The following is a 22,302-nucleotide window of genomic DNA, read 5'->3' on the forward strand; positions in this document are numbered from 1 at the left end:
AAGGCTGCATGTCAACCGGGTGGGTCAGGGGAAGCGGATCACCGCGATGCCGGCCAGCACGAAGAACACGAGGACGACCAGCGTGCCGGTCTGCCCGCCGGAGGACCGGGTGACCACCTGGTCGACGGCCCCGGTCAGGCGCACCCCGCACTCGGCGACCACGGTGTGCCGCCCGGCCTCGATCCGGGTGAACTGGACCGGCGCGGTGAACCCGCCCGAGCTGTTGGTGTAGGCGGAGCCGACCTCGGCGCCGTCGGAGGTCAGCCGCACCATCCGGCTCGGCTCGCACCCCTTGCCGGACGCCGACAGCGTGTCGCCGGGCTGGATGCTCGGCCGGTCGAGCACCAGCTCACCCGGCTTCGGCTCGGTGCTGGTGGTCACCGGCGTGCCGGGGGTCGGCGGGGTGGTGGACGTCGGCGGGGTCGTCGTGGTGGTCGGCGGGGCGGTGGTGGTCGTCGACGGCGGGGTCGTCGTGGTGCCGGGGGTGGTCGGCCGGGTGGTCACCGGCGGCGGTGTCACCGGGGTGGTCGTCACCGGCGGCGGGGTGGTGGTCGGCGAGCCGGTCACGGTGAAGCGGCTGCTCGCGGTGAGCGGCTGCTTGGTCCGGGCGTTGGTGCACGTGCCGGTGACGGGGTAGGTGCCGGGCTGGGCGCCCGCGGGCACGGTCGCCGCGACCGTGCCGCTGGTCTGCTGGAGGGTCGCGTTCCCCGTCCACATCGGGGTGCCGTTCCACGAGAATGTGATCGGGGTGCCGCAGGGATAGAAACTCCAGGAAATGGTGAACGAGCTCCCGGCCTTACCGCTCGACGGTTTCAAACCAACCGAAGAAGTGTATTGTGCGTTGGCGTTGCCCGCAAAAGCCAGCAGCAGCACCGTTCCGGCCACGGCGCCGAAAAACAGCCGAACCACGATTCTCATCGGACGTCCCTCCCCGGTGTGTGCTCGCTGTAGCATTCCCGACCAGTCGGATTACGCAAGTAGGGGATGCGCAAATGGGACGTCTCATCGCGGCGGGGGTTGCGTGGGGATTGTGCGTGCTGGTGCTCGGCGCGCCGGCGGCGTCGGCGGCGGGCGGCTCGCTCGAGGTGCAGGCGACGATCGACCGGCGGCCGATCGCGGACGCCACGGTGCCGATCGACCCCGCTCAGCAGGTCGAGCTGCAGGTGGTGGCCACCAACTCCGGCGTCGCGCCGGTGAAGGTCCGCAGCGTGCGGCTCTCCGGGGTCGCCCTCGCGCTCACGTTCTTCGCCTACGACACCACAGCGCCGTTCGAAGTGCCGGCCCGCGGCACCGTCACCCGCACGTTCGTCCTCGACCTCGGTGACCTGAGCGGGCAGGCGACCGGGCTGCTGCCGTCGTCGGTCGAGCTGCTCGACGCCCAGCGCTCGACGCTCGGCGAGGCGACGACGGTCGCCGACGTCCGCGGCTCGATCTGGTCGGTGTACGGCGTCTTCGGCCTGGCGATGCTCGTGCTCACGATCCTGGCCTGGCTGACGTCGCTGCTGGCGCTGGCCCGGCACAAGCTGGCGCCGAACCGCTGGCGCCGTGGCCTGCGGTTCCTGCCCGCCGGGTTCGGCACCGGCCTGGTCGCGGTGATCAGCCTGTCGGTGCTGCGGCTGGTGCCGCCGGAGCCGGCGATCGAGATCCCGGTGGTGCTCGGCGCCGCGGCCATCGCGTTCCTGCTCGGCTACCTGACTCCGCACCCGGCGCCGCCGGCCGCCGTCACCGCGGGTGACGGCGCCACCGTCCGGATGGCGGTCCCGTCCACGCAGGAATTCACCCGATGAGCGCACCGGCCGAGCTGGTCGCCGCGCTGCCGCAGTACGACATCGGGGCCGAAATCGGCGAAGGCGGCATGGGTGTCGTGTTCGCCGGGACGCACCGGACGCTCGGCCGGAGCGTCGCGATCAAGCAGCTGCCCTGGGACGTGCTCAACCACACCGCGAGCAGCGAGCTGTTCGACCGCGAGGCCCGGGTGCTGGCCAGCCTCGACCACCCGCACATCGTGCCGGTGTACGACTACGTCCGCACCGGCCGCGAGCACCTGCTGGTGATGGAGCGACTCGACGGCGGCACGGTGCACAGCCGCTTCCACGGCGACGGCGTCAGCGGTGAGCAGGCGTGCGCGATCGGGCTGGCGATGCTGGCCGGGCTGCACGCGGCGCACCGGGCCGGGGTGCTGCACCTCGACGTCAAGCCGCGGAACCTGCTGTTCAGCACGCAGGGCGTGATGAAGGTGGCGGACTTCGGCATCGCGCGGGTCATCAGCGAGGGCGCCACGCTCGTCACCCACGGCGGCGAGATCCTCGGGACACCGGCGTACATCGCACCGGAGCAGGCGATGGGCAACGCACTGAGCCCGGCGGCCGATGTGTACGCGGCGGGCACCGTGCTGTACGAGCTGCTGTCGCGGCAGCTGCCGTTCGACAACACCCGCGGCGCGATCAGCATGATGCGCCAGCACATGTTCACCGACCCGCGCCCGATCGCGGGGGTGCCGATGCCGATCGCGGGCGTGATCATGCGCAGCCTCGCGCGCGAGCTCGAGGCGCGTTACCGGGAGGCGGAGTCCTTCGCGGCCGATTTGGCCGCGGCGGCCACCGCGGTTTACGGCTCGGGGTGGCTCGAGCGCTCCGGGGTGCCGGTGCTGCACCTGACGCCCAGGGTGATCGCGGGGCTGAACTCGGCGACCACGCCGGCGGCGCCGGGGGAGGCGCGGACGCGGCCGGTGCGGCAGCCCGGGCCGGCGCCGACGTTGACCGCGACGAACGGGTGGCCGGGGGCTGGTGCCTCGGAGGGGCCCGGCGGCTCGGCGGGATCCGGGCGTTATGCGGATCCGGCCGGGTCCGGTGGGCCGGCGGAGGCCGGGCCCTACGGCGACCGGGGTGGATCCGGGCCGCACGGCGGTTCGGGCGGAGCCGCCGAACCCGCGGCGGGTGCGGCCGCGGTGCTCTGGCTGCGGTTGGCCGCCGGGGCCGCCGCTGTCGTGCTGGTCGTTCTGGCGCTGCTCAACCCCGCGCGGCTGCCGCATGAGGCGTCACCCACGCTGAACCTCGGCGGCGCTTCGGTGGCCACGCCGGTCGAAGTCGACCTCAGCAAACCGCTGACGCTGACCGGCCCCGGCAGCGCGGGCCCGGTCGCGATCGACCTGGCCGCGGCCGGGATCCCGCTGGGCTCGGCCGAGGCCCAGGCGAAGGCCGACGGCAACGGCTTCACCGCGCAGCTCACGTTCCCGGGGATCTCGCGGTGGATCGTCGGCGGCGCGGTGACGGCCACCGTGCGGACCGGCCCGGCCACCCAGACGTTCACGCTCCTCACCAGCCAGCACCCGCTGGCCAGCGCGATGGGCGCGGGCAGCCTGATCCTGGCGCTGTTCGCGCTCGCCTACCTCGAATCCGGCCTCCGGACCATCCGCAACGGCCACCGGTGGCGCGGCGCGGCTGTCGGCGGGCCGGTGCTGGGCATCCTGTTCGGCGCCGCGGTCTGGCTGTGCGTTTCGGTGCTGCGGGTGCACGAGCCGTCGCCGGGGTTCGGCGCCGGGTGCGCGGTGGCCGGCGCGGTCGCGGCCGGGCTGGTCGTCGCCGCGGCACGCCGCCGGGCGTCCACTCTGGTCAGTCGACCATCCGGACGGTGACGTGCGGGCTGTAGCTCTTGCGCCGGCTCCACCCGTGTTCGGCGCAGAGGCTCAGCTGGATCGCGCGGTCGGCGGGCGCCCAGTAGCCGGTGCGGACGAAGTAGCCCTCCATCGTGGTGAGCGCGCCGAGGCGCTTGCGGGCGGAGCACATCTCCCAGCCCCACTGGCGGCCCGTCTTCTCGACGCCGTTGCGGCGCACGGACAGGCACGGGTTGCCGACCGCGCGGATGTCGGCGTCACCCTCGGTGACGTAGATGACGCCGTCGACCTTGTAGAAGCGGTTGTTGTCCAGCAGCGAGACCTGCCCGGAGAGCGTGACCCCGACCCGACCCCCTTCGTCGCCCGTGAGCGTCCAATCGAGACAGAATTCCTGGACCGGGAGTTCCAGCGACTGGGTCATGAGGTTTCCCCTGTTCTAGCCGAGCGTCCCTTCCAGAAGATAGGGATTTTCCGGACGCCGGGAAGGGCTGTGGACGATCTTCACCCGAAGCGGTTCCGCTGTCGGATGCCTTGGGACGCATGGGTTTTCAGGCGAGTGGGTGAAGTGCGGGACAGTGCGTGAGAACCGGTGCTCGGCCGGGTGGTGTTCACCGCGCAGGTGGTCTTTCGCCCACTACGCTCCGTGAGTATAAGGTAAAGGAACCATTACCTTCGCTGGGGCGTTGAGCGGGCATGAGCGAGCCCACTGTCATCGAGCTCGGGCCACGCGACATGCTCGTGGTCGCGGGCCTGCCCGGAGCGGGCAAGACGACGATGCTCCGCCACGCCGCGCCGGGCCTCCCGGTCCTCGACTCCGACCAGGTCCGCTCCCGCCTGGCGGCGGTGGCGCCGGCGGTGCCGTACCGGTGTTACCGGCCGGTGGTCCACGCGTGGCACCGCGTTCGCGTCGTCCGCCGCGCGATCGAGGCGGAGGGCCCGATCGTGGTCCACGAGCCGTCGACGCGGGCATCGACCCGGGCGCTCCTGGCGGTGGTGGGCCGCCTGACAGGCCGTTCGGTGCGGCTGTTGTTCCTGGACGTGACAGCGGAGCAGGCGTTGGCGGGCCAGCGCAGCCGGGGGAGGCTGGTGCGGCCGCGGTCGTTCGCGCGGCACGTCCGGCGGGCGGGGAAGTGGCGGGAGGAGCTGCTGGCCGAGCAGGTGCCGGTGGGGTGGGAGAGCGTGCAGGTGGTGGACCGGGCGAAGGCGGGTCGGACGCGGTTGGTGGCCAAGCTGCTGGTGACCTGCTGAGGGGCTTCGGTGAGGCTCTCGGTGGCGACGCCGTGGTTTGGGCCGGCGCGGCTGAGCTGGGGCGTCCGGTAGCCGGGCATCCGCCCGAGCCGCCTCCCGGCCTCAACTCGCCAGTTGGTCTGGACATTTTACATATTGGTCTAGACAATCAGAGATCTCTCCCCGACTGGAGGACCCGATGAGGCGTTCCAGACTGTCCGCAACCCTCGCTGCCTTCGTACTGGCGCTCTCCGGTCTCGCGGCCGGTCATGCCGAAGCGGCCAACCTCCTCGCCAACCCCGGTTTCGAGGCCGGCTCGCTCTCCGGCTGGACCTGCGCCAACGCCACCACCGTCAGCACTCCCGTCCACGGCGGCAGCCACGCCCTCGCCGGCACGCCCGTCGGCGCCGACTACGCGCAGTGCTCGCAGACCGTGTCCGTCCTGCCGAACACCACCTACACCGTCTCCGCCTGGGTGCGCGGGAACCCCGTCTACCTCGGCATCACCGGCGGCGCCTCGACCTGGTCCGGCAACTCCGGCGCCTACAACCAGCTCTCCCTCACCTTCACCACCGGCAACCAGACCTCCGCCCAGCTCTACCTCCACGGCTGGTACGGCGCCGGCACCTACTACGCCGACGACGTCGTCCTCGACGGCCCCGGCGGCAGCACCCCTGGCACACCCGGTGCGCCCGGGACCCCCGCCACCGGCGGCATCACCAACAATTCCATCGCCCTGACCTGGGGCGCCGGCGCCGGGACCGTCACCGGGTACCGCGTCTACGAAGGCAGCACTGTCGTCGCGACGACCACCGGCACCAGCGCCACCATCGGAGGCCTGGCCGCCTGCACGACCCACAGTTACGCCGTCGCCGCCTACAACAGCGCCGGGGAGTCGCCGAAGAGCTCGACGACGAGCGCCACCACCACCGGCTGCGTCGACACCGGCCTGCCGAAGCACGCGCTGATCGGCTACCAGCACGCCAGCTTCGCGAACGGCTCCGGCTACGTCCGGATGGCCGACGTCCCGGCGGCCTGGGACATCATCGACCTCGCCTTCGGTGAACCGACGTCCGTCACCTCCGGGGACATCCGCTTCAACCGCTGCTCCGCCGCCGAATGCCCGAACGTCGAGAGTGACGCCGACTTCATCGCCGCGATCAAGGCGAAGCAGGCGCAGGGCAAGAAGATCCTCATCTCCATCGGCGGCCAGAACGGCCAGGTCCAGCTGACGACCACCGCCGCGCGGGACAAGTTCGTCAGCTCCGTCTCGGCGATCATCGACAAGTACGGGCTCAACGGCCTCGACGTCGACTTCGAGGGCCACTCGCTTTCGCTCAACGCCGGCGACACCGACTTCCGCAACCCGACCACCCCGGTGATCGTCAACCTGATCTCCGCGCTGAAGTCGCTCAAGGCCAAGTACGGCTCGGGGTTCGTGCTCACCATGGCGCCGGAGACGTTCTTCGTGCAGGTCGGCTACCAGTTCTACGGCGGCTCGGGCGCCGGTGACGCGCGGACCGGCGCGTACCTGCCGGTGATCCACGCGCTGCGCGACTCCCTGACCGTGCTCCACGTCCAGGACTACAACTCCGGCCCGGTCATGGGCCTGGACAACCAGTACCACAACATGGGCGGCGCGGAGTTCCACATCGCGATGACCGACATGCTCAAGGCCGGCTTCACCGTCGCGAACACCGGGCAGTTTTTCCCGGGGCTGCGGCCGGACCAGATCGCGATCGGCCTGCCCGCGGCAGTCAGCGCCGGCAACGGCTACACCTCGCCCGCGGACGTCCAGACCGCCGTCAACTGCCTGGTCAAGGGCAGCGGCTGTGGTTCCTACACCCTGCGTGGCGGCACCTCGCCGGCGCTGCGCGGCCTGATGACGTGGTCGATCAACTGGGACAGGTACTACAACTGGGAGTTCCAGAACAGCCACGAGCCGTTCCTGAACGCGCTGCCGTGACGCGTCGCGGTGTGCCCCGCCGACCGGTGGGGCACACTGCCTGACGTGGTCAAACGCGACTCCGTGCTGACGCGCGTCGTCCGGATCTTCGAGACGTTCGAACCGGACGCGCCCGCGTTGCGCGTCACCGACATCGCGCGCCGCGCCGGGCTGCACGTCGCGACGGCGTCGCGGCTGGTCGAGGAGCTGGTCGGGCACGGCTGGCTCCGGCGGGACACCGATCGGAGGATCCGGGTGGGCGTCCGGCTGTGGGAGCTGGCTTCGCGCGCGTCCCCGACGCTGGGGCTGCGTGAGGCGGCGCTGCCGTTCATGGGGGACCTGCACGCCGTTGTCGGGCACCACACGCAGCTTGCGGTGCTGGAGGACCGCGAGGTGCTGTTCGTCGAACGGCTTTCGGCGCCCGGCGCGGTGGTCAACGTGACGCGGGTGGCCGGGCGGCTGCCGCTGCACGCGTCGTCGTCCGGGCTCGTGCTGCTCGCCCACGCGCCCGCCGACCTGCAGGGACAGGTGCTGGCGGGTCCGCTCGGCGCGTTCCGCCGGACCACGCTGACCGATCCCGCGCGGCTGCGGCGCTTCCTCGCCGACGTGCGGCGGGACGGCTACGCGTACTGCGCGGGCTTCATCGACGAAGAGACCACGGGGATCGCCGTCCCGCTGTGGGGACGCGGTGGCGACGTCGTCGCGGCGCTGTCGGTGATCGTGCCCAACGACGACTCCGCGCGGATGCAGATCCCGGCGTTGCGCGCGGCGGCCCGCGGGATCTCGCGAACGCTCTCTCACTGAATGAGAATGTCGTAGAGGCCGCCGCGGTGGGTGGCTCATGCTCGGGTCCTCCGCGTGAAAGGACGTTCCCGTGCGCACCCAGGTCGTCATCGTCGGCGCCGGCCCGGCCGGGCTGCTGCTGTCCCACCTGCTCGGCATCGAGGGCGTCGACTCGGTGCTCGTCGAGCGGCAGACCGCCGAGCACGTCCAGGCGCGCATCCGCGCGGGCATGCTCGAGGCCGGGACGGTCGAGCTGCTGCGGTCGGTGGGCCTCGCCGACCGGCTCGACGCCGAAGGCATGGAGCACCGCGGGATCCACCTGCAGTGGCCGGGGGAGCGCCACCACCTGGACTTCGTCGACCTCGTCGGGCGGCCGGTCACGATCTACGGGCAGACCGAGATCACCAAGGACCTGATGGCGGCTCGGGAAAAGGCGGGCCGGCCGGTGTACTACTCGGCGTCGGACGTCACGCTGCACGACGTCACGGGCTCGCCGTCCGTGACCTTTGTGGACGCCGACGGCGCGGCGCAGCGGGTCGACGCGGATGTTGTCGTGGGCTGCGACGGCTTCCACGGGCCGAGCCGGCTGTCCATTCCGGACCTCCACGTGTCGGAACGGGCGTATCCGTTCGCGTGGCTGGGGGTGCTGGCCGACGTCGCGCCGTCGTCGGACGAGCTGATCTACGCCTGGCACCCGGACGGGTTCGCGATGCACAGCATGCGGTCGCCGCGCGTCAGCCGGTTCTACCTGCAGGTGGCGCCGGACGAGGACATCGCGCGGTGGAGCGACGACCGGATCTGGACGGCGCTGTCCACCCGGCTGGGCTTTCCCGGGTGGACACTGCGGACCGGCACGATCACCGAGAAGAGCGTGCTGCCGATGCGCAGCTTCGTCTCGACGCCGATGCGGCACGGAAACCTCTACCTGGCCGGGGACGCGGCGCACATCGTGCCGCCGACCGGCGCGAAGGGCCTGAACCTGGCGGTCGCCGACGTCGCACGGCTGGCAACCGCGCTGACGGCGTCCTTCCGCGGTGACAACTCGCTGGCTGACGCGTACTCGGACGCGGCGTTGCGGCGGGTCTGGCGGTGCACGCACTTCTCGTGGTGGATGACGTCGATGCTGCACCGCCACGGCGACAGCTTCGACGCCCAGCTCCAGCTCGCCCAGCTCCACCGCACGGTGACGTCGACCGCCGCGGCCACCGAACTGGCCGACAACTACTCCGGCCTGCCCCTCTGACCCGTGACGGGAGGGGCATCACGCGTGATCAGCCGGGCATCACCCGTGTCTGGAGGGGCATCACCCGTGATCGGCGGGGCATCACGCTGATGCCCGCTCAATCACGGGTGATGCCCGTCCAAGCACGCCTGATGCCTGCTCAATCACCGGTGGTGCCCCGCTGATCACGCGGTCTGTCTGGTTCCGGGTCTTGACGTCCGGGCTTTGTCTCGCGCACCATACCCGCGTAGTAATTCGAATTATCATCGCCGGGAAGGCTTCATGAGGGAACTGGACACGGAGATTCTGGTGGTCGGCGGGGGACTCGGCGGGGTCGCCGCCGCGCTGGCCGCGGCGTCCCACGGCCGGCGGGTCGTGCTCACCGAGGAGACCGACTGGCTCGGCGGGCAGCTGACCGCGCAGGCCGTGCCGCCGGACGAGAACCCCTGGATCGAGCGGTTCGGGTCCACCCGCACCTACCGCGAGCTGCGCGAAGGGATCCGTGCGCACTACCGCCGCCACTACCCGCTCCGCGCCGAAGCCGCGAAGCGGCCGGAGCTGAACCCCGGCGCGGGCAGGGTCAGCAAGCTCTGCCACGAACCTCGCGTGGCGCTGGCCGTCGTCGAAGCCATGCTGGCGCCGCACGTCAGCGCCGGGCGGATCCGCGTCCTCCGGAACCACCGGCCGGTCGGGGCGCACACGACGCAAGACCGCGTCGACGCCGTGGTCCTCGAAAGCCGCGAAGACAAAGTCACCGTCACAGCCCAGTACGTCCTCGACGCCACGGAGAACGGCGACCTCCTGCCGCTCACCGGCACCGAGCACGTCACCGGGGCGGAAGCCAAGAGCACGCACGGCGAACCCCACGCGCCCGAAGAAGCCGACCCGGCGAACCTCCAAGGTTTCACCTACTGCTTCGCGGTTTCCCACCACGAAGGCGAAAACCACGTCATCGACCGGCCGGAGATGTACGGCTTCTGGCGCGACTACCAGCCGGGCTTCTGGCCCGGTCCGCTGCTCGGCTTCGTCGCCCCGGACCCGCGGACGCTCGAGCCGGTCAAACGCACCTTCGTCCCGAACCCGCCCGGCGACCCGCTCGCCGTGAGCGCCGACCAGAGCGCCGACGCCGGGGACAAGGAACTGTGGGCCTTCCGCCGCATCCTCGCCCGCAACCTGCACACCGACGGCGCTTTCGGCTCGGACATCACGCTCGTCAACTGGCCGCTCAACGACTACTGGCTCAAGCCGTCGCACCCCATCCCCGGCCACACGACCGAAGCCGACGTCCGGACCGCCCACCACGAAGCCAAGCAGCTGAGCCTGTCCGTCCTGTACTGGCTGCAGACCGAAGCGCCCCGCGCCGACGGCGGCACCGGCTTCCCCGGCCTCAAGCTCCGTCCCGACGTCACCGACACGGACGACGGGCTCGCGAAGTCCGCCTACATCCGCGAAGCGCGCCGCATCAAGGCCCTCACCACGGTCACCGAGCACGACGTCTCGGCCGAGATCCTCGGGGTCGACGGCCGGGTCCGCCGGGAAGACGCCGTCGGGGTCGGGAGCTACCGGATCGACCTGCACCCGTCGACCGGCGGCGACAACTACATCGACGTCGCGAGCGTGCCCTACGAGATCCCGCTCGGCGCGCTGCTGCCGGTGTCGAAGACCAACCTGCTGCCCGCCGGCAAGAACATCGGCACCACGCACATCACGAACGGCTGCTTCCGGCTGCACCCGGTCGAGTGGAACATCGGGGAGGTCGCCGGGCTGCTGGCCGCGTTCGCCCTCGGCGAGGACGTCGAACCGCGGGACGTCAAGACCGACCCGCGCCTCTTCGAGGACTTCGCGCGCGTGCTGGACGCCGCCGGGGTGGAGCGCCGGTGGCCGGAAGTGCGGGGGTACTGACTGTGCCGCCGGTAAGGTCTCACGGAGTCACGCGGGAGGGAGTCACGGATGACGGCGGGTTCGGGCCGCGTCACGCAGGCGCAGGTGGCACGCCTGGCCGGCGTCTCGCAGGCCGTCGTCTCGATGGTGCTGAACGGCTCCGACAGCCTCCGCATCACCCCCGAGACCCGCGAGCGCGTGCAGCAGGTGCTCCGCGAAACCGGGTACACCGTGGACATCATGGGCCGGCGGCTGCGCGGCAAGTCCAACCAGATCCTCGGCGTCTTCACCTACGAGTCGGTGTTCCCGTCCGGCGTCGCCGACTTCTACCGGCCGTTCCTGCTCGGCATCGAGGAGGAGGCCGAGGCGCAGGGCTTCGACCTGCTGCTGTTCACCAGCGGTGGCCGCCGCGACGGGCGCCGCCGGATCTACGACCAGGGCACGAACCGGCTGCGCATCGCCGACGGCTCGGTCCTGCTCGGCCGGCACAACGACCCGCAGGAGCTCGCGCAGCTCGTCGAGGAGCAGTTCCCGTTCGTGTTCGTCGGCCGGCGCGAGTCGCCGACCGGGCCGATCAGCTACGTCGGCGCGGACTACGTCGCGGCCACCCGTGAGGTCCACGAGTGGCTGTGGGGGCTCGGGCACCGCCGGATCGGGCTGCTCAGCGTGACCGAGGAGAACGAGCCGACGCTCGACCGGCGCGCCGGGTACGAGGCGGCCGCGCGCAAGCACCGCCGGACGCCGCTGGTGTTCCTCGAGGTCGACCCGGCGCTCGCGCTGCGGCAGGCGCGTGACGAGGGGGTCACGGCCCTGCTCGTCGAGAGCTCGGCGATGGCCGACGCGATCCTGGCGTGCGCGCACGACGCGGGGATCAGCGTGCCGGACGACCTCTCGATCGTGGTGCTGGGCGACGCGGACCCGACGCAGCAGCCGCGGGCGCACGCCGTGCCGAGCACCGGCGCGGACTGGTCGATGTTCCGCATCCCGCGCCACGAGATGGGCGCGCACGCGGTGCGCGTCCTCGTCGGGCTGCTCGCGGACCCGAAACCGAGACAACTGCTGCTGCCGTGCACGATCCACGAAGGGGCGACTGCGGCCGCACCCTCCACAGTGCACACTCGATAACCAGGCGCACTGGCTGTTGACAGCCCGGAAGGCGACGCTTACCGTCGCTGCTAATTCGAATAACCAGGAGGCATCGTGGCCTACCAGAGAGCCCGGCTGCTCGTCGCCGCGGCCGTGTCCGCCGTCGCACTGGCTTCGGCCGCCTGCTCGGGCGGCGCCGGTGACAACACGAACATCGCCCTGCGCATGACGGTCTGGACCACCGACAAGAACCAGCTCGCCCTCTTCGACTCCATCGCCACCGAGTACCGCAAGGCCCACCCGGAGGTCGCGTCGGTCAAGTTCGACGTCGTCCCGGGCGACACCAGCGCGTACTCGGCCGCGCTCACCACCCAGCTCTCCGGCGGCAACCCGCCGGACCTGGCGTGGATCCTCGAGCGCGACGCGCCCGACTTCGTCCAGTCCGGCGCGCTCACCGACCTGAAGCCCACTTTGGACGCGGCCGCCGGGTACAACGCCGGTGAGCTGGTGCCGTCCGCGACAAAACTGTGGACCAAGGACAGCGGCCTCTACGCCTACCCGTTCTCGACGTCGCCGTTCGGCATGTTCTACAACAAGAACCTGCTCACCCAGGCCGGGATCACCGAAACCCCCGACCAGCTGCTCGCGAGTGGACGGTGGACCTGGGACGCCGCCAAGCGGATCGCCACCCAGGTCGCCGCGAAGGACACCGGCAAGGCCGGGCTGGTCATCCGCGAGTTCGAGTACAAGCAGTGGGTGCTGCTCGCTTCGGTGTGGCGCGGCTTCGGCGCCGACGCCTGGGGCCCGGACGGCCGGACCTGCGGGTTCACCAGCCCCGAGATGACGTCCGCGATGACCTTCCTGCACCAGGCGATCTTCACCGACAAGGCGCTGCCCGGCCCGGGCACCACGGCGGACTTCTTCGCCGGGGAAAGCGGTCTCACGATCGCGCAGATCAGCCGGGCCGGGCTGCTGAAGGCCAAGCCGTTCGAGTGGGGCATCGTCCCGCTGCCCGCCGGGCCGAAGGCGAACGCGCAGGTGGTCGGACAAGCCGGGATCGGCGTCCCGGTGAAGGGCAAGCACGCCAAGGCCGCCGCGGACTTCCTCGCGTTCTTCACCAACCCGGCCAACTCGGCGAAGCTCGGCCAGTACTTCCCGCCCGCCCGCGACAGCCTGCTCAACGCGGCCACCCTGGCCAAGGCGAACCCGCTGTTCAGCCAGGAACAGCTGCAGAACGTCGTGGTCAACGGGATCAAGACGGGCGCGGTCCTGCCGTCGCACACCGGGAGCGCGCGGATCGCGTCGCTCGTCCAGTCCGCTTTGGACCCGATGTGGAAGCCGGACGCGAACGTGCCCGCCGCGCTGGCCGGGGTCTGCCAGGCGATCGACCCGGCGCTGAGCCAATGACCCTCACCTCGAAGAAGCGCGACGAGCTCGCGGGGTGGATCTTCATCGCCCCGCAGGCTCTCGGCTTCCTCGCTTTTGTCGTGGCGCCGCTGGCCGCCGTCGTCTGGTACAGCTTCCAGGACGTCAACCTGCTGGCCGGGACGTCGTCCTTCGCGGGCGCGGACAACTACGCGAAGCTCTTCGACGATCCGACCGCGCCGAAGGTCGCCCGCGCCACGGCGATCTTCTGCGTCGGCCTGGTCGTGCTGAACCTGGCCCTCGCGCTTTCGCTGGCGTTGCTGCTGAACCTGAAACTGCGCGGCACCACGGTGTTCCGGACGGTCTTCTTCTCGCCGGTGGTCGTCACGCTCGTCGCGTGGACGATCGTCTGGAACTTCCTCCTGCAGGACAACGGCGGGATCAACTCGCTGCTGCAGGCGATCGGCGTCGACGGCCCGAACTGGTTGCGCGGCAACGGCACCGCGATGCTGTCGGTGATCGTGGTGCAGGTGCTGAAGAACGTCGGGCTGAACATGGTGCTGTTCCTCGCGGCGCTGCAGGGGATTCCATCATCCATCATGGAGGCGTCGCAATTGGACGGTGCCGGGCCGTGGCGCCGGTTCCGGTCGGTGATCCTGCCGATGATCAGCCCGACGACGTTGCTCACGGCGATCATCACCGTCGCCGGCGCGTTGCAGGTGTTCGCGCAGATCCAGGTGCTGACCCTCGGCGGGCCCGCGGACAGCACCAACGTCCTGGTCTTCTACTTCTACCAGCAGGCCTTCGCCAACCACGACCTCGGTTACGGCTCCGCGCTGGCCGTGGTGCTGTTCCTGGTGATCCTCGTGCTCACGCTGCTGCAGTGGCGGATGCGGAAGCGGTGGGTGTTCCATGAGTCGTAGGGCCAAGATCGCCACCTACGCCGTGATGGTCGTGCTGGCCGTGCCGTTCGTGTTCCCCACCTGGTGGATGATCACGGCGTCGCTGTTGCCGGCCAACGAGGTGCTCGCGTACCCGCCGAAACTGTTCCCGAACCAGCCGCACTGGGAGAACTACCGGGCCGCGTTCACGGACTTCCCGTTGGCGCAGCAGTACTTCAACAGCCTGTACATCGCCGTGCTCGTCACGCTCGGCACGATGTTCTTCTCCTCGCTCGCCGGGTACGCGTTCGCCCGCATCCGGTTCCGCGGCGAAAAGCTGTTCGGGCTGATCCTCATCGGACTGATGGTGCCGAGCGAGGTCACGATCATCCCGCTGTTCCGGGTGGTCGACGACCTCGGGCTGACCAACACGCACTGGCCGCTGATCGTCGTGCCGGTCTTCGGCGCGCCGAGCGTGCTGGCGACGTTCGTGATGCGGCAGTTCTTCATCACGATCCCGGGTGAGCTGGAGGAGGCCGGGCGGCTCGACGGCCTTTCGCGGTTCGGGCTCTACCGCCGGGTCGCCCTGCCGATCGCGAAACCCGCGCTGGCCGCCGTTGCCATCTTCACGTTCCTGAACACGTGGAACTTCTTCCTGGAACCGCTGGTCTACCTGACCGACAAGGACATGTTCACCCTGCCGGTGGCGCTGACGCAGTACGTCGACGTCTACGGCGGCCACCTCTGGAACGTCCAGCTCGCCGCCGCGACCACCACGGTCGTGCCGGTCCTGGTCGTGTTCATCATCGCGCAACGCCAGTTCGTCGAAGGGCTCGCCCAAAGCGGCCTCAAAGGCTAGGAGGCAGTCGTGCTCGATCGCAGAACCTTCTTCGGCGGAGCCACGGCCGCCGGGGTACTCGGCCTCGCGGGCGCACGGACGGCGTCGGCCGAGGTGCCGCCGTCGACGGGGCCGTACCCGCCGCTCGCCCCGCTGCCGCCTGGCGCGCCCGACCGGCGGCTGTTCAGCCCCGTGGAGCAGCGTTTTGCGCCTTACCTCGCCATTTTGCCGGGCATTGTCAACGATGTCAGCACCGATCCGGCCCTGGGCTTCTTCGGTGGCGGCTGGTGGCGGACGCCGAGCGAGCCGTACAACGCGCGGGTCCAGGAGCACGTCTACACGTTGAGCTGGTTCTACGCGAACCGGAGGCCGTGGAACCCGTACTTCCTGGATCCCGCGCTGCGGAACCGGCTCGACGCGGCGATCGCGCACTACCTGAACCTGCAGCACGCCGACGGTTCGTTCCCGGAGTACTCGATCACCGAGAAGTCCAAGGCCGCCACCGGGTTCGGCCTGGGTTACCTGGCGAAGACGCTCGCCAACCTGCGGCAGGTCAACGCCTTGCCCGCCCGGCGTGCGCAGCTGGAAGCCGCCCTGCACCAGGGCATGACGTGGTTCCTCGACCCGGCCAACCCGATCTGGGCCCACCCGATCGACGGTGTTGATGCGGCCGTGGTCGAGACCGCGGTCACGGTCGACGGCGGGGTTCGCTGACCTACGTCGCGACGTCGAGCCGCACGCACGTCTCCTCATACGACGACGTCATCCCGGACCCCGACCGGACCAACCTCGCGTCGCTGTTCGTGCCGGAGATCCCGGACCTGGCCGCGTTCTTCACCATCCGGGAGGACCGGGCCGAAAGCCGGCGGCGGTGGGCGAAGACGCCCGGCCCGGCGATCGGACCGGCCAAACAGGACACCTCACCGCGCATCCTCGCCCACGTCTCCTACGGCGAGGCTTTCCCATCGCACGGCGCAAAACAGGCCGCGCTCCGGCGGCTGCCCTACCTGCGCTCGACCGACTTCGCCGTGCAGCGGCGGGACGACGAGCTGAACCAGGTCTACTGCTACGTCCGCCGTCCGGAGCTGTACCTCGCCGGGTTCTGGGGCACGCGGCGTCGAGCTACGTCCGAGGTGCGCAGGGCCTGCTGGGCCAGGCTGCTCCCGAACGGCAGCCCGGACGCCCGCGGCCTCCTGGACTCGGCGTTCTTCATCGGCGACCGCGGGTGGGACGGCAGCCGGAAGGCGCCCGGCTCCGCGCCGGTCGTCATCCGGTACGGCCTCGACACCCGGATCCGGACCGACCTGACGATCACCCGCGACACCGTCACCCGCGCGGTCCGGGGCACCACACCGCTCACCGAGCAGGTCCCGCTGGTCCTGCACCCGGGTGACGACGTGCGCTTCTCCGACGGCACACCGGTCGCCTACGGCGTGAACACCACCGCGACCGCGTCAGGACTGACGATCCGCCGCCGCGGCACGACGATCACGATCGGCTGGGGAACCACTCTGGGCGCGACCGTCACCGCCACCGCCGTCACCTTCCTGCGCGACGGCGCCCGGCGGCTGCACGTCCTGCGCGTCCCGCACCCCGGGACCCTCACCACGGAGATCCGGCTTCGGTAGCCGGACGGTGAACGTCGACCCGGCGTCCACTTCGGACTCCGCGGTCACCGTGCCGCCGTGCGCCTGCACGAGGTGGCGCACGATGGCGAGGCCGAGCCCGCTGCCGCCGGTCTGGCGGCTGCGGGACTTCTCGGCCCGCCAGAACCGGTCGAACACGTGCGGCAGGTCCGCGGCGGGGATGCCGGTGCCGGTGTCGGCGACGGCGAGTGTCACGGCGTCCACAGTGGACGACACGCGGATCGTCACCCGGCCGCGGGCGGGCGTGTGCCGGATCGCGTTGGTCACCAGGTTCCCGACCACCTGGCGCAGGCGCACCGGGTCGGCCGCCACCACGCTCTCGCCGGTGGCCTCGACGGTGAGCGTGATCCCGCCCGCGGCGGCCCGGTCGGCGAGCGCGGCGGCGACGTGGCCGGCGAGCTCGGCCGCGTCGAGCGGTTCGGGGTGCAGGCGCAGCTGCCCGGCGTCGGCCGCGGCGAGGTCCTGCAGGTCGTCGACGATGTGCTGCAGCAGCACGGTTTCTTCCAGCAGGGACGCGCTCAGCGTGTGGTCGAACGGCAGGTGGCCGTCCTCGGCGGCCTCCAGCCGGCCGCGGATGACGTTGAGCGGGTTGCGCAGCTCGTGGGCGATGTCGCTGACCATCGCCTTGCGCTGCTCCTCGATGCGCTCGCGCCGCGCGGTGAGGTCGTTGAACGCGGTGGCGAGGTAGCCGACCTCGTCGCGGGACTTCACCGGCGCCGGCCGGTCCTGCTGGGCGGCTTCGGTCAGCGCGCGCAGCGGGCGGGCGAGCCGCCGCGCGACCAGGACGGTGATCGCGGCGGCCAGCACCAGGACACCGCCGGTGACCGCGAGGATCCGGGTGAGGTTCTCCCGCGACAGCGTGAACGTCGGCAGCTGCGAGCCGCTCGGGCCGAGGGTGAACAGCAACGCGGGCGGCGCGACGAACGGCGTGAGCTGCTCGCGCCGGGCCGAGTCGAGGCAGCTCTGGCTCGGCCCCTGGTCCGGGGCCCCGAGCACTTCGAGGTCGAGGCTCAGCTTCACCGCCTCCGCCCCCTGGCTCTGCAGGCAGCGGTTCACCGCTTCGTTGAGGCTGTCGAGCGCGGTCCGCTCGGTCGGGGTGGGCTCCGCCAGCTCGTAGATCCCGCACTTGCCCGCGAAGTAGCGGACACTGAGTGGGTCGGCGCCGGTCAGCTGGGCCCGCCCGCTCGCCGACTCCCGCACCTGGCCGGTGATGCCCAGCGAGTCGAGGCAGGCGACGGCCTTCCTGGCCAGGCCGTCGAGGTCGGCGCGCTCGTTCGGCGGCAGCTTGAACGGGCCCACCGCGCGCGGGTCGATGCCGCTGGTGCCGGCCTCGGGCAGCAGCACCGGGTCGACGTGCAGCGGGTCGACCGACGCGGTCGCCTTCACCGGCAGGGTGACCGGTGCGCCGCCGGAGTCGCCCAGCACCCGGCGGTCGATCGTGGTCAGCACGATCCGGCGGCCCGTCTGCTCGGACAGCGCCCGCAGCTTCGGCCCCGCCAGGTCCCACGTGTGGTTGGCCGCCGCGTAACCGAGCAGCTCGGTGTAGATCGTCGCGTCACCCGAGAGCGCCTGGCCCTGCTCCTGCTGGATCGCGCGGGTGGTGGTCTGCACGGCGAGCCACGCGGTCGCGGCGATCGAGCCGAGCGCGATGAGCAGCGAGACGGCGGTGAGCCGGACGACCAGGCTGCGCCGGCGCGGGAAGCGGCTACGACCCATTTTCGTCCGTCAGCTTGTACCCGACGCCGAACACCGTCCGCAGGTACGCGGGGTGCTGCGGGTCGGGCTCGATCTTCTTGCGCAGGTTGAGCACGTGGACGTCGATGATGCGGGTGCTGACGAACCGGTCGTCCCCGCGGGTCAGCTCGAGCAGCTGCCGCCGGGTGAACACCCGCCCGGGCTGCCGGATCAGCGTCTCGAGCAGCTGGAACTCACCCGGGGTCGTCTCCACCGGGCGCTCGTCGACCGACACCTCGTGCCGCACCGGGTCGAGCCGCAGCGCGCCGACGCGCAACGCCGTGTCCGGCGGCTCGCGGCGGGCCGCGGTGCGCCGCAGCAGCGTGCGGACGCGCGCCATCAGCTCGCGCGGGCTGTAGGGCTTGGTCAGGTAGTCGTCGGCGCCGAGGTCGAGGCCGAGCAGCAGGTCGTCCTCGGTGGCGCGGGCCGTCAGCATCAGCACCGCGACGTCGGACTCGCCGCGCAGGATCCGGCAGACGTCGAGGCCGTCGACCTTGGGCATCATGACGTCGAGAACCAGCAGGTCAGGGCGCTCGCGGCGGGCTTCGTCGAGCGCTGCCCGGCCGTCCGGGGCCAGCACGACGGTGTGTCCCTCGCTCTCCAGGTAGAGCCGGAGGACCTCGGCCTGCTTCTCGTCGTCTTCCGCGACCAGCACACGTGCGCACACGGCGTCGAGGTTAGGCGTCCTGACAAGGCGGCCACCCGATCCTGACCGGATCTTCACACCTCCGGGCACGAGCCAGGTCTTTGTCAAAGTGTTGACCCCGGGCCCCGGGGCAGGCAAAGGTCGGATGAAATGGTCGGCGTTGATCGGGAGGCACCCGGTGCGGTTCAGGTTCATGGCGGCTCTCGTGACGACGGCGGTGCTCGGGGCACCCGCTGTCGCTTCGGCGGCGCCGACAACGATGTCACCCCTGGTCGGGGACCCTTCGGCCTACGTCGACCCGCTGATCGGCACCGGCCGGGGCGGCAGTTCGGTCGGTGAGATCAACAACTTCCCGGGTCCCGCGGCGCCGTTCGGGATGATGCAGTTCTCGCCGGACACCCAAGGCGCGTACGCCGGCTACCAGTACCACTCCGATCAGATCCGAGGTTTCAGCCTCGACCACGCCTCGGTCGGCTGCAACGCGTTCGGTGACGTGCCGATCCTGCCGGTCACCGGCGACGTCGGAAGCGCGCCCTGGGACCGCGTCGAGCACTTCACCCACGACGACGAGAAGGCCGAGCCGGGCTACTACGCCGTGACGCTCGCCGACTCGAAGGTCCGGGCTGAGCTGACGGCGACCACGCGCACCGGGCTCGCGACGTTCACCTACCCGGCCGGCTCGACGCCGCAGGTGCTCGTCAAGGGCGGTGCGAGCCTCGCCGGGAACTCCGCCGCCACCTTGAAGGTCACCGGCGACCGCGAGGTCAGCGGCTCGGCCACCACGGGCAACTTCTGTGGCAAGGGGAACCACTACACGGTCTACTACGACATCACGTTCGACCAGCCGTTCACCGCGCACGGCACTTGGGACGGCTCTTCGGTGAAGCCGGACACCGACAGCGTCGACTCGCCACGGGCGGGCGCGTACCTGACCTTCGGGTCCGGGACCGTGCACGCCAAGGTGTCGATGTCCTATGTGGGCGTCGACGGCGCGAAGGCCAACGCGGCGGCGGAAGTTCCGGGCTTCGACTTCGCCGCGGTCCGGAAGTCCACTCGGGACAGGTGGACGCAGGCGCTGGGCAAGATCCGCGTCGCGGGTAAGGACACCGCCCAGCTCAAGACGTTCTACACCTCGCTGTACCACTCGCTCATGCACCCCAACACCTTCGACGACGCCGACGGCCGGTACATCGGTTTCGACAACCAGGTCCGGACGCTGCCGAAGGCGCGTCACCAGTACGCGAACTTCTCCGACTGGGACACCTACCGCTCACTCGCGCCGCTGCACGCCATGCTGTTCCCGAAGGAAGCCAGCGACATGGCGCAGTCGCTGACGAACGACGCCGTGCAGGGCGGCTGGTGGCCACGCTGGCCGATGGCGAACGGCTACACGGGCCAGATGACCGGCGACAGCTCGGTCGCGCTGATCTCCAACCTGTACGCGTTCGGCGCGCGCGACTTCGACGTCAAGACGGCGTTGAAGTACCTGGTCAAGGGGGCGACCTCGGTCGACAACACACCCGGCGCGTACCAGGAGCGCCGCGGCATCTCCGACTACGTCGCGCGCGGGTACCTGCCGAACAACGACGCCTCGCGCGGTGACCACGCGCGGGTCGGGGCGTCGATCACCCTGGAATGGGCGATCGACGACTTCGCCATCGCGCAGTTCGCGCAGGGGATCGGCGACCGCGACGTCGCCCGGGAGTTCACCAAGCGCGGCCAGAACTGGCAGAACATCTTCAACCCCTTGACCGGCTACCTGCAGCCGCGGGCGCAGGACGGCCGTTTCCCGGACGGCCCGGCCTACGTCCCGCCGCCGCCCGGCAAGTTCGGCCAAGACGGTTTTGACGAGGGCAACGCCGCGCAGTACACCTGGCTGGTGCCGCAGGACCCGGCCGGGCTGGTGACGGCGATGGGCGGGCCCGCGGCGGTTTCGCAGCGGCTGGACACCTTCTTCCAGAAGCTGAACGTCGGCCCGAACGAGCCGAACATGTGGGCCGGCAACGAGCCCGACTTCGGGGTTCCATTCCTGTACAACCACGTCGGGCAGCCGTGGAAGACGCAAGCGGTGGTCCGCGAGATCGCGACGACGCTGTTCAGCGCGACCCCCGACGGCGAGCCGGGCAACGACGACCTCGGCGCGCAGTCTTCGTGGTACGTCTGGGCCGCGCTCGGCATCTACCCGGCCACGCCGGGGACGCCGGACCTGGTCGTGGCGAGCCCGTTGTTCGAGCGCGCGGTGCTGTCCCTCCCGAATGGACGGACGATCGACCTCCGCGCGCCGCGCGCTTCGGCCACCACACCGTACGTCCACGACCTTTCGCTGAACGGCCACGACTGGGACCGCACGTACCTGCCCGCGAACACCGCGCGCGACGGCGGCCGGCTGGACTTCTCCCTGCAGTCCACTCCGGACAAGCGGTGGGCGGCGAACTCGGTTCCGCCGTCCTATCAGGACAACGAGAAGCCGTTCCTGACGTCGGCGACCAACCAGGTCGTCGTCTCGCCGGGGACCAGCGGCCAGGCGACGGTGAGCGGTCAGCGGCTGGGCGGGCACGACCGCGTGCTGGACGTGTCCACCCAGGCCCCGCCCGGGATCACGGTGACCGGGCCGCGGCAGCTGCGGCTCGACGACCGGACCGGCAGCGGCACGGCGAAGCTGACGGTCGCCGTGGCCGCCGGGACACCCGAGGGGTACTACCAGGTGCCGGTGACCGTCCGCGGCGGGGCGACGTCGGTGCCCGGCTCGGTGATCGTGCTGGTCGCGCCCAAGAACGGTCTCGCGGCGGCGTACTCGAACGTCGGCGTCTCCGACGACGGCGACACGGGTTCGGCCGACATCGACGGCGCCGGGAACAGCCTTTCCCGGCAGGCGCTGGCCGCGGCCGGCGTGGTCGGCGGCAAGCCCGCGCAGGCCGTGGGCACGACGTTCACCTGGCCCGCCGCGCCCGCCGGGCGGCCGGACAACGTCGTCGCGGCCGGGCAGACGATCCAGCTGTCCGGGACCCGGCTGTCGTTCGTCGGCACGGCGTCCAACGGTGACCACCGCGGTTCGGCGACGGTCACGTTCACCGACGGCACGACCGGCCAGGCGGACCTGTCGTTCGGTGACTGGGTGTTCCCGGGCGGTGGCACGGACCCGGTGTTCGGCAACACGCTGGTGGCCCGTGCGGACCACCGCAACCAGCCGGGCGGCCCGGGCGGCGGGGCGTCGGTGTACGCGACGGCGCCGTTCGACGCCCCGGCCGGGAAGCAGATCGCTTCGGTGACCCTGCCGGCCGACGCGGACCTGCACGTGTTCGCGATCGGCCTCGCCTGACGCTGTCGTGGGGGGGGGGGCGTGTTGGGGGCCCAACCCCCCCCCCCCCCAAAGGGGGGGGAGGAAGGGTGCTGGGGGGTTTTGGAACTCATCGTCGCAGCTCCAAAACACCGGAG

17 protein-coding genes are annotated in these 22,302 nt (G+C 71.0%); 13 read left to right on the forward strand and 4 right to left on the reverse strand.

The features are described 5' to 3' along the window. Nucleotides 1–24 precede the first annotated feature (24 nt). Nucleotides 25–717, reverse strand: coding sequence for a hypothetical protein (locus tag ACZ61C_RS05835; protein WP_465303307.1), 693 nt, complete (start codon nucleotides 715–717; stop codon nucleotides 25–27). 275 nt (nucleotides 718–992) lie between these two features. Here ACZ61C_RS05835 and ACZ61C_RS05840 point away from each other — a divergent pair, with 275 nt between their 5' ends. Both ACZ61C_RS05840 and ACZ61C_RS05845 read left to right on the forward strand, forming a co-directional pair. Beyond that, on the forward strand, nucleotides 993–1,787 hold the full coding sequence (locus ACZ61C_RS05840; protein ID WP_465303309.1) for a hypothetical protein: 795 nt from the start codon (nucleotides 993–995) through the stop codon (nucleotides 1,785–1,787). Further along, nucleotides 1,784–3,634 carry a serine/threonine-protein kinase gene (locus ACZ61C_RS05845; protein WP_465303311.1) on the forward strand — a complete coding sequence of 617 codons (1,851 nt, stop codon included), beginning with the start codon at nucleotides 1,784–1,786 and terminating at the stop codon, nucleotides 3,632–3,634. Before ACZ61C_RS05840 ends, ACZ61C_RS05845 begins: the two co-directional genes overlap by 4 nt. On the opposite strand, the gene ACZ61C_RS05850 is transcribed toward ACZ61C_RS05845, so the two are convergent. Next, nucleotides 3,612–4,034, reverse strand: a complete 423-nt coding sequence (locus ACZ61C_RS05850) for a hypothetical protein (protein WP_465303313.1) — start codon at nucleotides 4,032–4,034, stop codon at nucleotides 3,612–3,614. The genes ACZ61C_RS05845 and ACZ61C_RS05850 overlap by 23 nt on opposite strands. 272 nt (nucleotides 4,035–4,306) lie before the next feature. On the opposite strand from ACZ61C_RS05850, the gene ACZ61C_RS05855 reads away from it, so the two are divergent. The 10 genes from ACZ61C_RS05855 to ACZ61C_RS05900 all read left to right on the forward strand — a co-directional run bounded on the left by ACZ61C_RS05855 (nucleotide 4,307) and on the right by ACZ61C_RS05900 (nucleotide 15,555). Then, entirely contained in the window at nucleotides 4,307–4,861 is a 555-nt protein-coding gene (locus tag ACZ61C_RS05855; protein WP_465303315.1) for an AAA family ATPase, read from the forward strand. Nucleotides 4,862–5,039: 178 nt separating this feature from the next. Continuing rightward, entirely contained in the window at nucleotides 5,040–6,806 is a 1,767-nt protein-coding gene (locus ACZ61C_RS05860; protein ID WP_465303317.1) for a chitinase, read from the forward strand. A 45-nt stretch (nucleotides 6,807–6,851) separates the two neighbouring features. Beyond that, nucleotides 6,852–7,589: an IclR family transcriptional regulator gene (locus ACZ61C_RS05865; RefSeq protein WP_465303319.1), complete on the forward strand. Its 738-nt coding sequence runs from the start codon at nucleotides 6,852–6,854 to the stop codon at nucleotides 7,587–7,589. Between the two features lie 70 nt (nucleotides 7,590–7,659). Beyond that, nucleotides 7,660–8,811 (forward strand): 4-hydroxybenzoate 3-monooxygenase, encoded by a 1,152-nt coding sequence (locus ACZ61C_RS05870; RefSeq protein WP_465303321.1) that lies wholly within the window; start codon nucleotides 7,660–7,662, stop codon nucleotides 8,809–8,811. Between the two features lie 261 nt (nucleotides 8,812–9,072). Further along, on the forward strand, nucleotides 9,073–10,692 hold the full coding sequence (locus ACZ61C_RS05875; RefSeq protein WP_465303323.1) for an FAD-dependent oxidoreductase: 1,620 nt from the start codon (nucleotides 9,073–9,075) through the stop codon (nucleotides 10,690–10,692). A gap of 48 nt (nucleotides 10,693–10,740) precedes the next feature. After that, nucleotides 10,741–11,796 carry a LacI family DNA-binding transcriptional regulator gene (locus tag ACZ61C_RS05880; protein ID WP_465303324.1) on the forward strand — a complete coding sequence of 352 codons (1,056 nt, stop codon included), beginning with the start codon at nucleotides 10,741–10,743 and terminating at the stop codon, nucleotides 11,794–11,796. A 75-nt stretch (nucleotides 11,797–11,871) separates the two neighbouring features. Further along, a complete protein-coding gene (locus ACZ61C_RS05885; RefSeq protein ID WP_465303325.1) occupies nucleotides 11,872–13,164 on the forward strand; it encodes an ABC transporter substrate-binding protein in 1,293 nt (430 codons plus the stop codon). Beyond that, nucleotides 13,161–14,045: a carbohydrate ABC transporter permease gene (locus ACZ61C_RS05890; protein WP_465303327.1), complete on the forward strand. Its 885-nt coding sequence runs from the start codon at nucleotides 13,161–13,163 to the stop codon at nucleotides 14,043–14,045. Before ACZ61C_RS05885 ends, ACZ61C_RS05890 begins: the two co-directional genes overlap by 4 nt. After that, complete coding sequence (locus ACZ61C_RS05895; protein ID WP_465303329.1) at nucleotides 14,035–14,862, forward strand: carbohydrate ABC transporter permease; 828 nt, start codon at nucleotides 14,035–14,037, stop codon at nucleotides 14,860–14,862. Before ACZ61C_RS05890 ends, ACZ61C_RS05895 begins: the two co-directional genes overlap by 11 nt. A 9-nt stretch (nucleotides 14,863–14,871) precedes the next feature. Beyond that, nucleotides 14,872–15,555, forward strand: coding sequence for a hypothetical protein (locus tag ACZ61C_RS05900; RefSeq protein ID WP_465303331.1), 684 nt, complete (start codon nucleotides 14,872–14,874; stop codon nucleotides 15,553–15,555). Nucleotides 15,556–16,295: 740 nt separating this feature from the next. Here the strand turns inward: ACZ61C_RS05900 and ACZ61C_RS05905 are convergent. Together ACZ61C_RS05905 and ACZ61C_RS05910 are read right to left on the reverse strand one after the other, a co-directional pair. After that, nucleotides 16,296–18,203 carry a sensor histidine kinase gene (locus ACZ61C_RS05905; protein ID WP_465303333.1) on the reverse strand — a complete coding sequence of 636 codons (1,908 nt, stop codon included), beginning with the start codon at nucleotides 18,201–18,203 and terminating at the stop codon, nucleotides 16,296–16,298. Then, nucleotides 18,193–18,888 carry a response regulator transcription factor gene (locus ACZ61C_RS05910; protein WP_465303335.1) on the reverse strand — a complete coding sequence of 232 codons (696 nt, stop codon included), beginning with the start codon at nucleotides 18,886–18,888 and terminating at the stop codon, nucleotides 18,193–18,195. The genes ACZ61C_RS05905 and ACZ61C_RS05910 overlap by 11 nt, the downstream gene beginning before the upstream one ends. 157 nt (nucleotides 18,889–19,045) lie before the next feature. Between ACZ61C_RS05910 and ACZ61C_RS05915 the strand changes: the two genes are divergently transcribed. Then, nucleotides 19,046–22,186, forward strand: a complete 3,141-nt coding sequence (locus ACZ61C_RS05915; protein ID WP_465303337.1) for a GH92 family glycosyl hydrolase — start codon at nucleotides 19,046–19,048, stop codon at nucleotides 22,184–22,186. Nucleotides 22,187–22,302: the final 116 nt, after the last annotated feature.

Source organism: Amycolatopsis sp. NPDC104587 (assembly GCF_055583645.1).

Excerpts from the sequence above, each read along its gene's own strand:
- ACZ61C_RS05850 (WP_465303313.1), bottom strand. The coding sequence starts at position 4,034 with ATGACCCAGTCGCTGGAACTCCCGGTCCAGGAATTCTGTCTCGATTGG.
- ACZ61C_RS05845 (WP_465303311.1), top strand. The coding sequence starts at position 1,784 with ATGAGCGCACCGGCCGAGCTGGTCGCCGCGCTGCCGCAGTACGACATC.
- ACZ61C_RS05875 (WP_465303323.1), top strand. The coding sequence starts at position 9,073 with ATGAGGGAACTGGACACGGAGATTCTGGTGGTCGGCGGGGGACTCGGC.
- ACZ61C_RS05840 (WP_465303309.1), top strand. The coding sequence starts at position 993 with ATGGGACGTCTCATCGCGGCGGGGGTTGCGTGGGGATTGTGCGTGCTG.
- ACZ61C_RS05905 (WP_465303333.1), bottom strand. The coding sequence starts at position 18,203 with ATGGGTCGTAGCCGCTTCCCGCGCCGGCGCAGCCTGGTCGTCCGGCTC.
- ACZ61C_RS05855 (WP_465303315.1), top strand. The coding sequence starts at position 4,307 with ATGAGCGAGCCCACTGTCATCGAGCTCGGGCCACGCGACATGCTCGTG.
- ACZ61C_RS05835 (WP_465303307.1), bottom strand. The coding sequence starts at position 717 with ATGTGGACGGGGAACGCGACCCTCCAGCAGACCAGCGGCACGGTCGCG.
- ACZ61C_RS05880 (WP_465303324.1), top strand. The coding sequence starts at position 10,741 with ATGACGGCGGGTTCGGGCCGCGTCACGCAGGCGCAGGTGGCACGCCTG.
- ACZ61C_RS05860 (WP_465303317.1), top strand. The coding sequence starts at position 5,040 with ATGAGGCGTTCCAGACTGTCCGCAACCCTCGCTGCCTTCGTACTGGCG.
- ACZ61C_RS05890 (WP_465303327.1), top strand. The coding sequence starts at position 13,161 with ATGACCCTCACCTCGAAGAAGCGCGACGAGCTCGCGGGGTGGATCTTC.
- ACZ61C_RS05895 (WP_465303329.1), top strand. The coding sequence starts at position 14,035 with ATGAGTCGTAGGGCCAAGATCGCCACCTACGCCGTGATGGTCGTGCTG.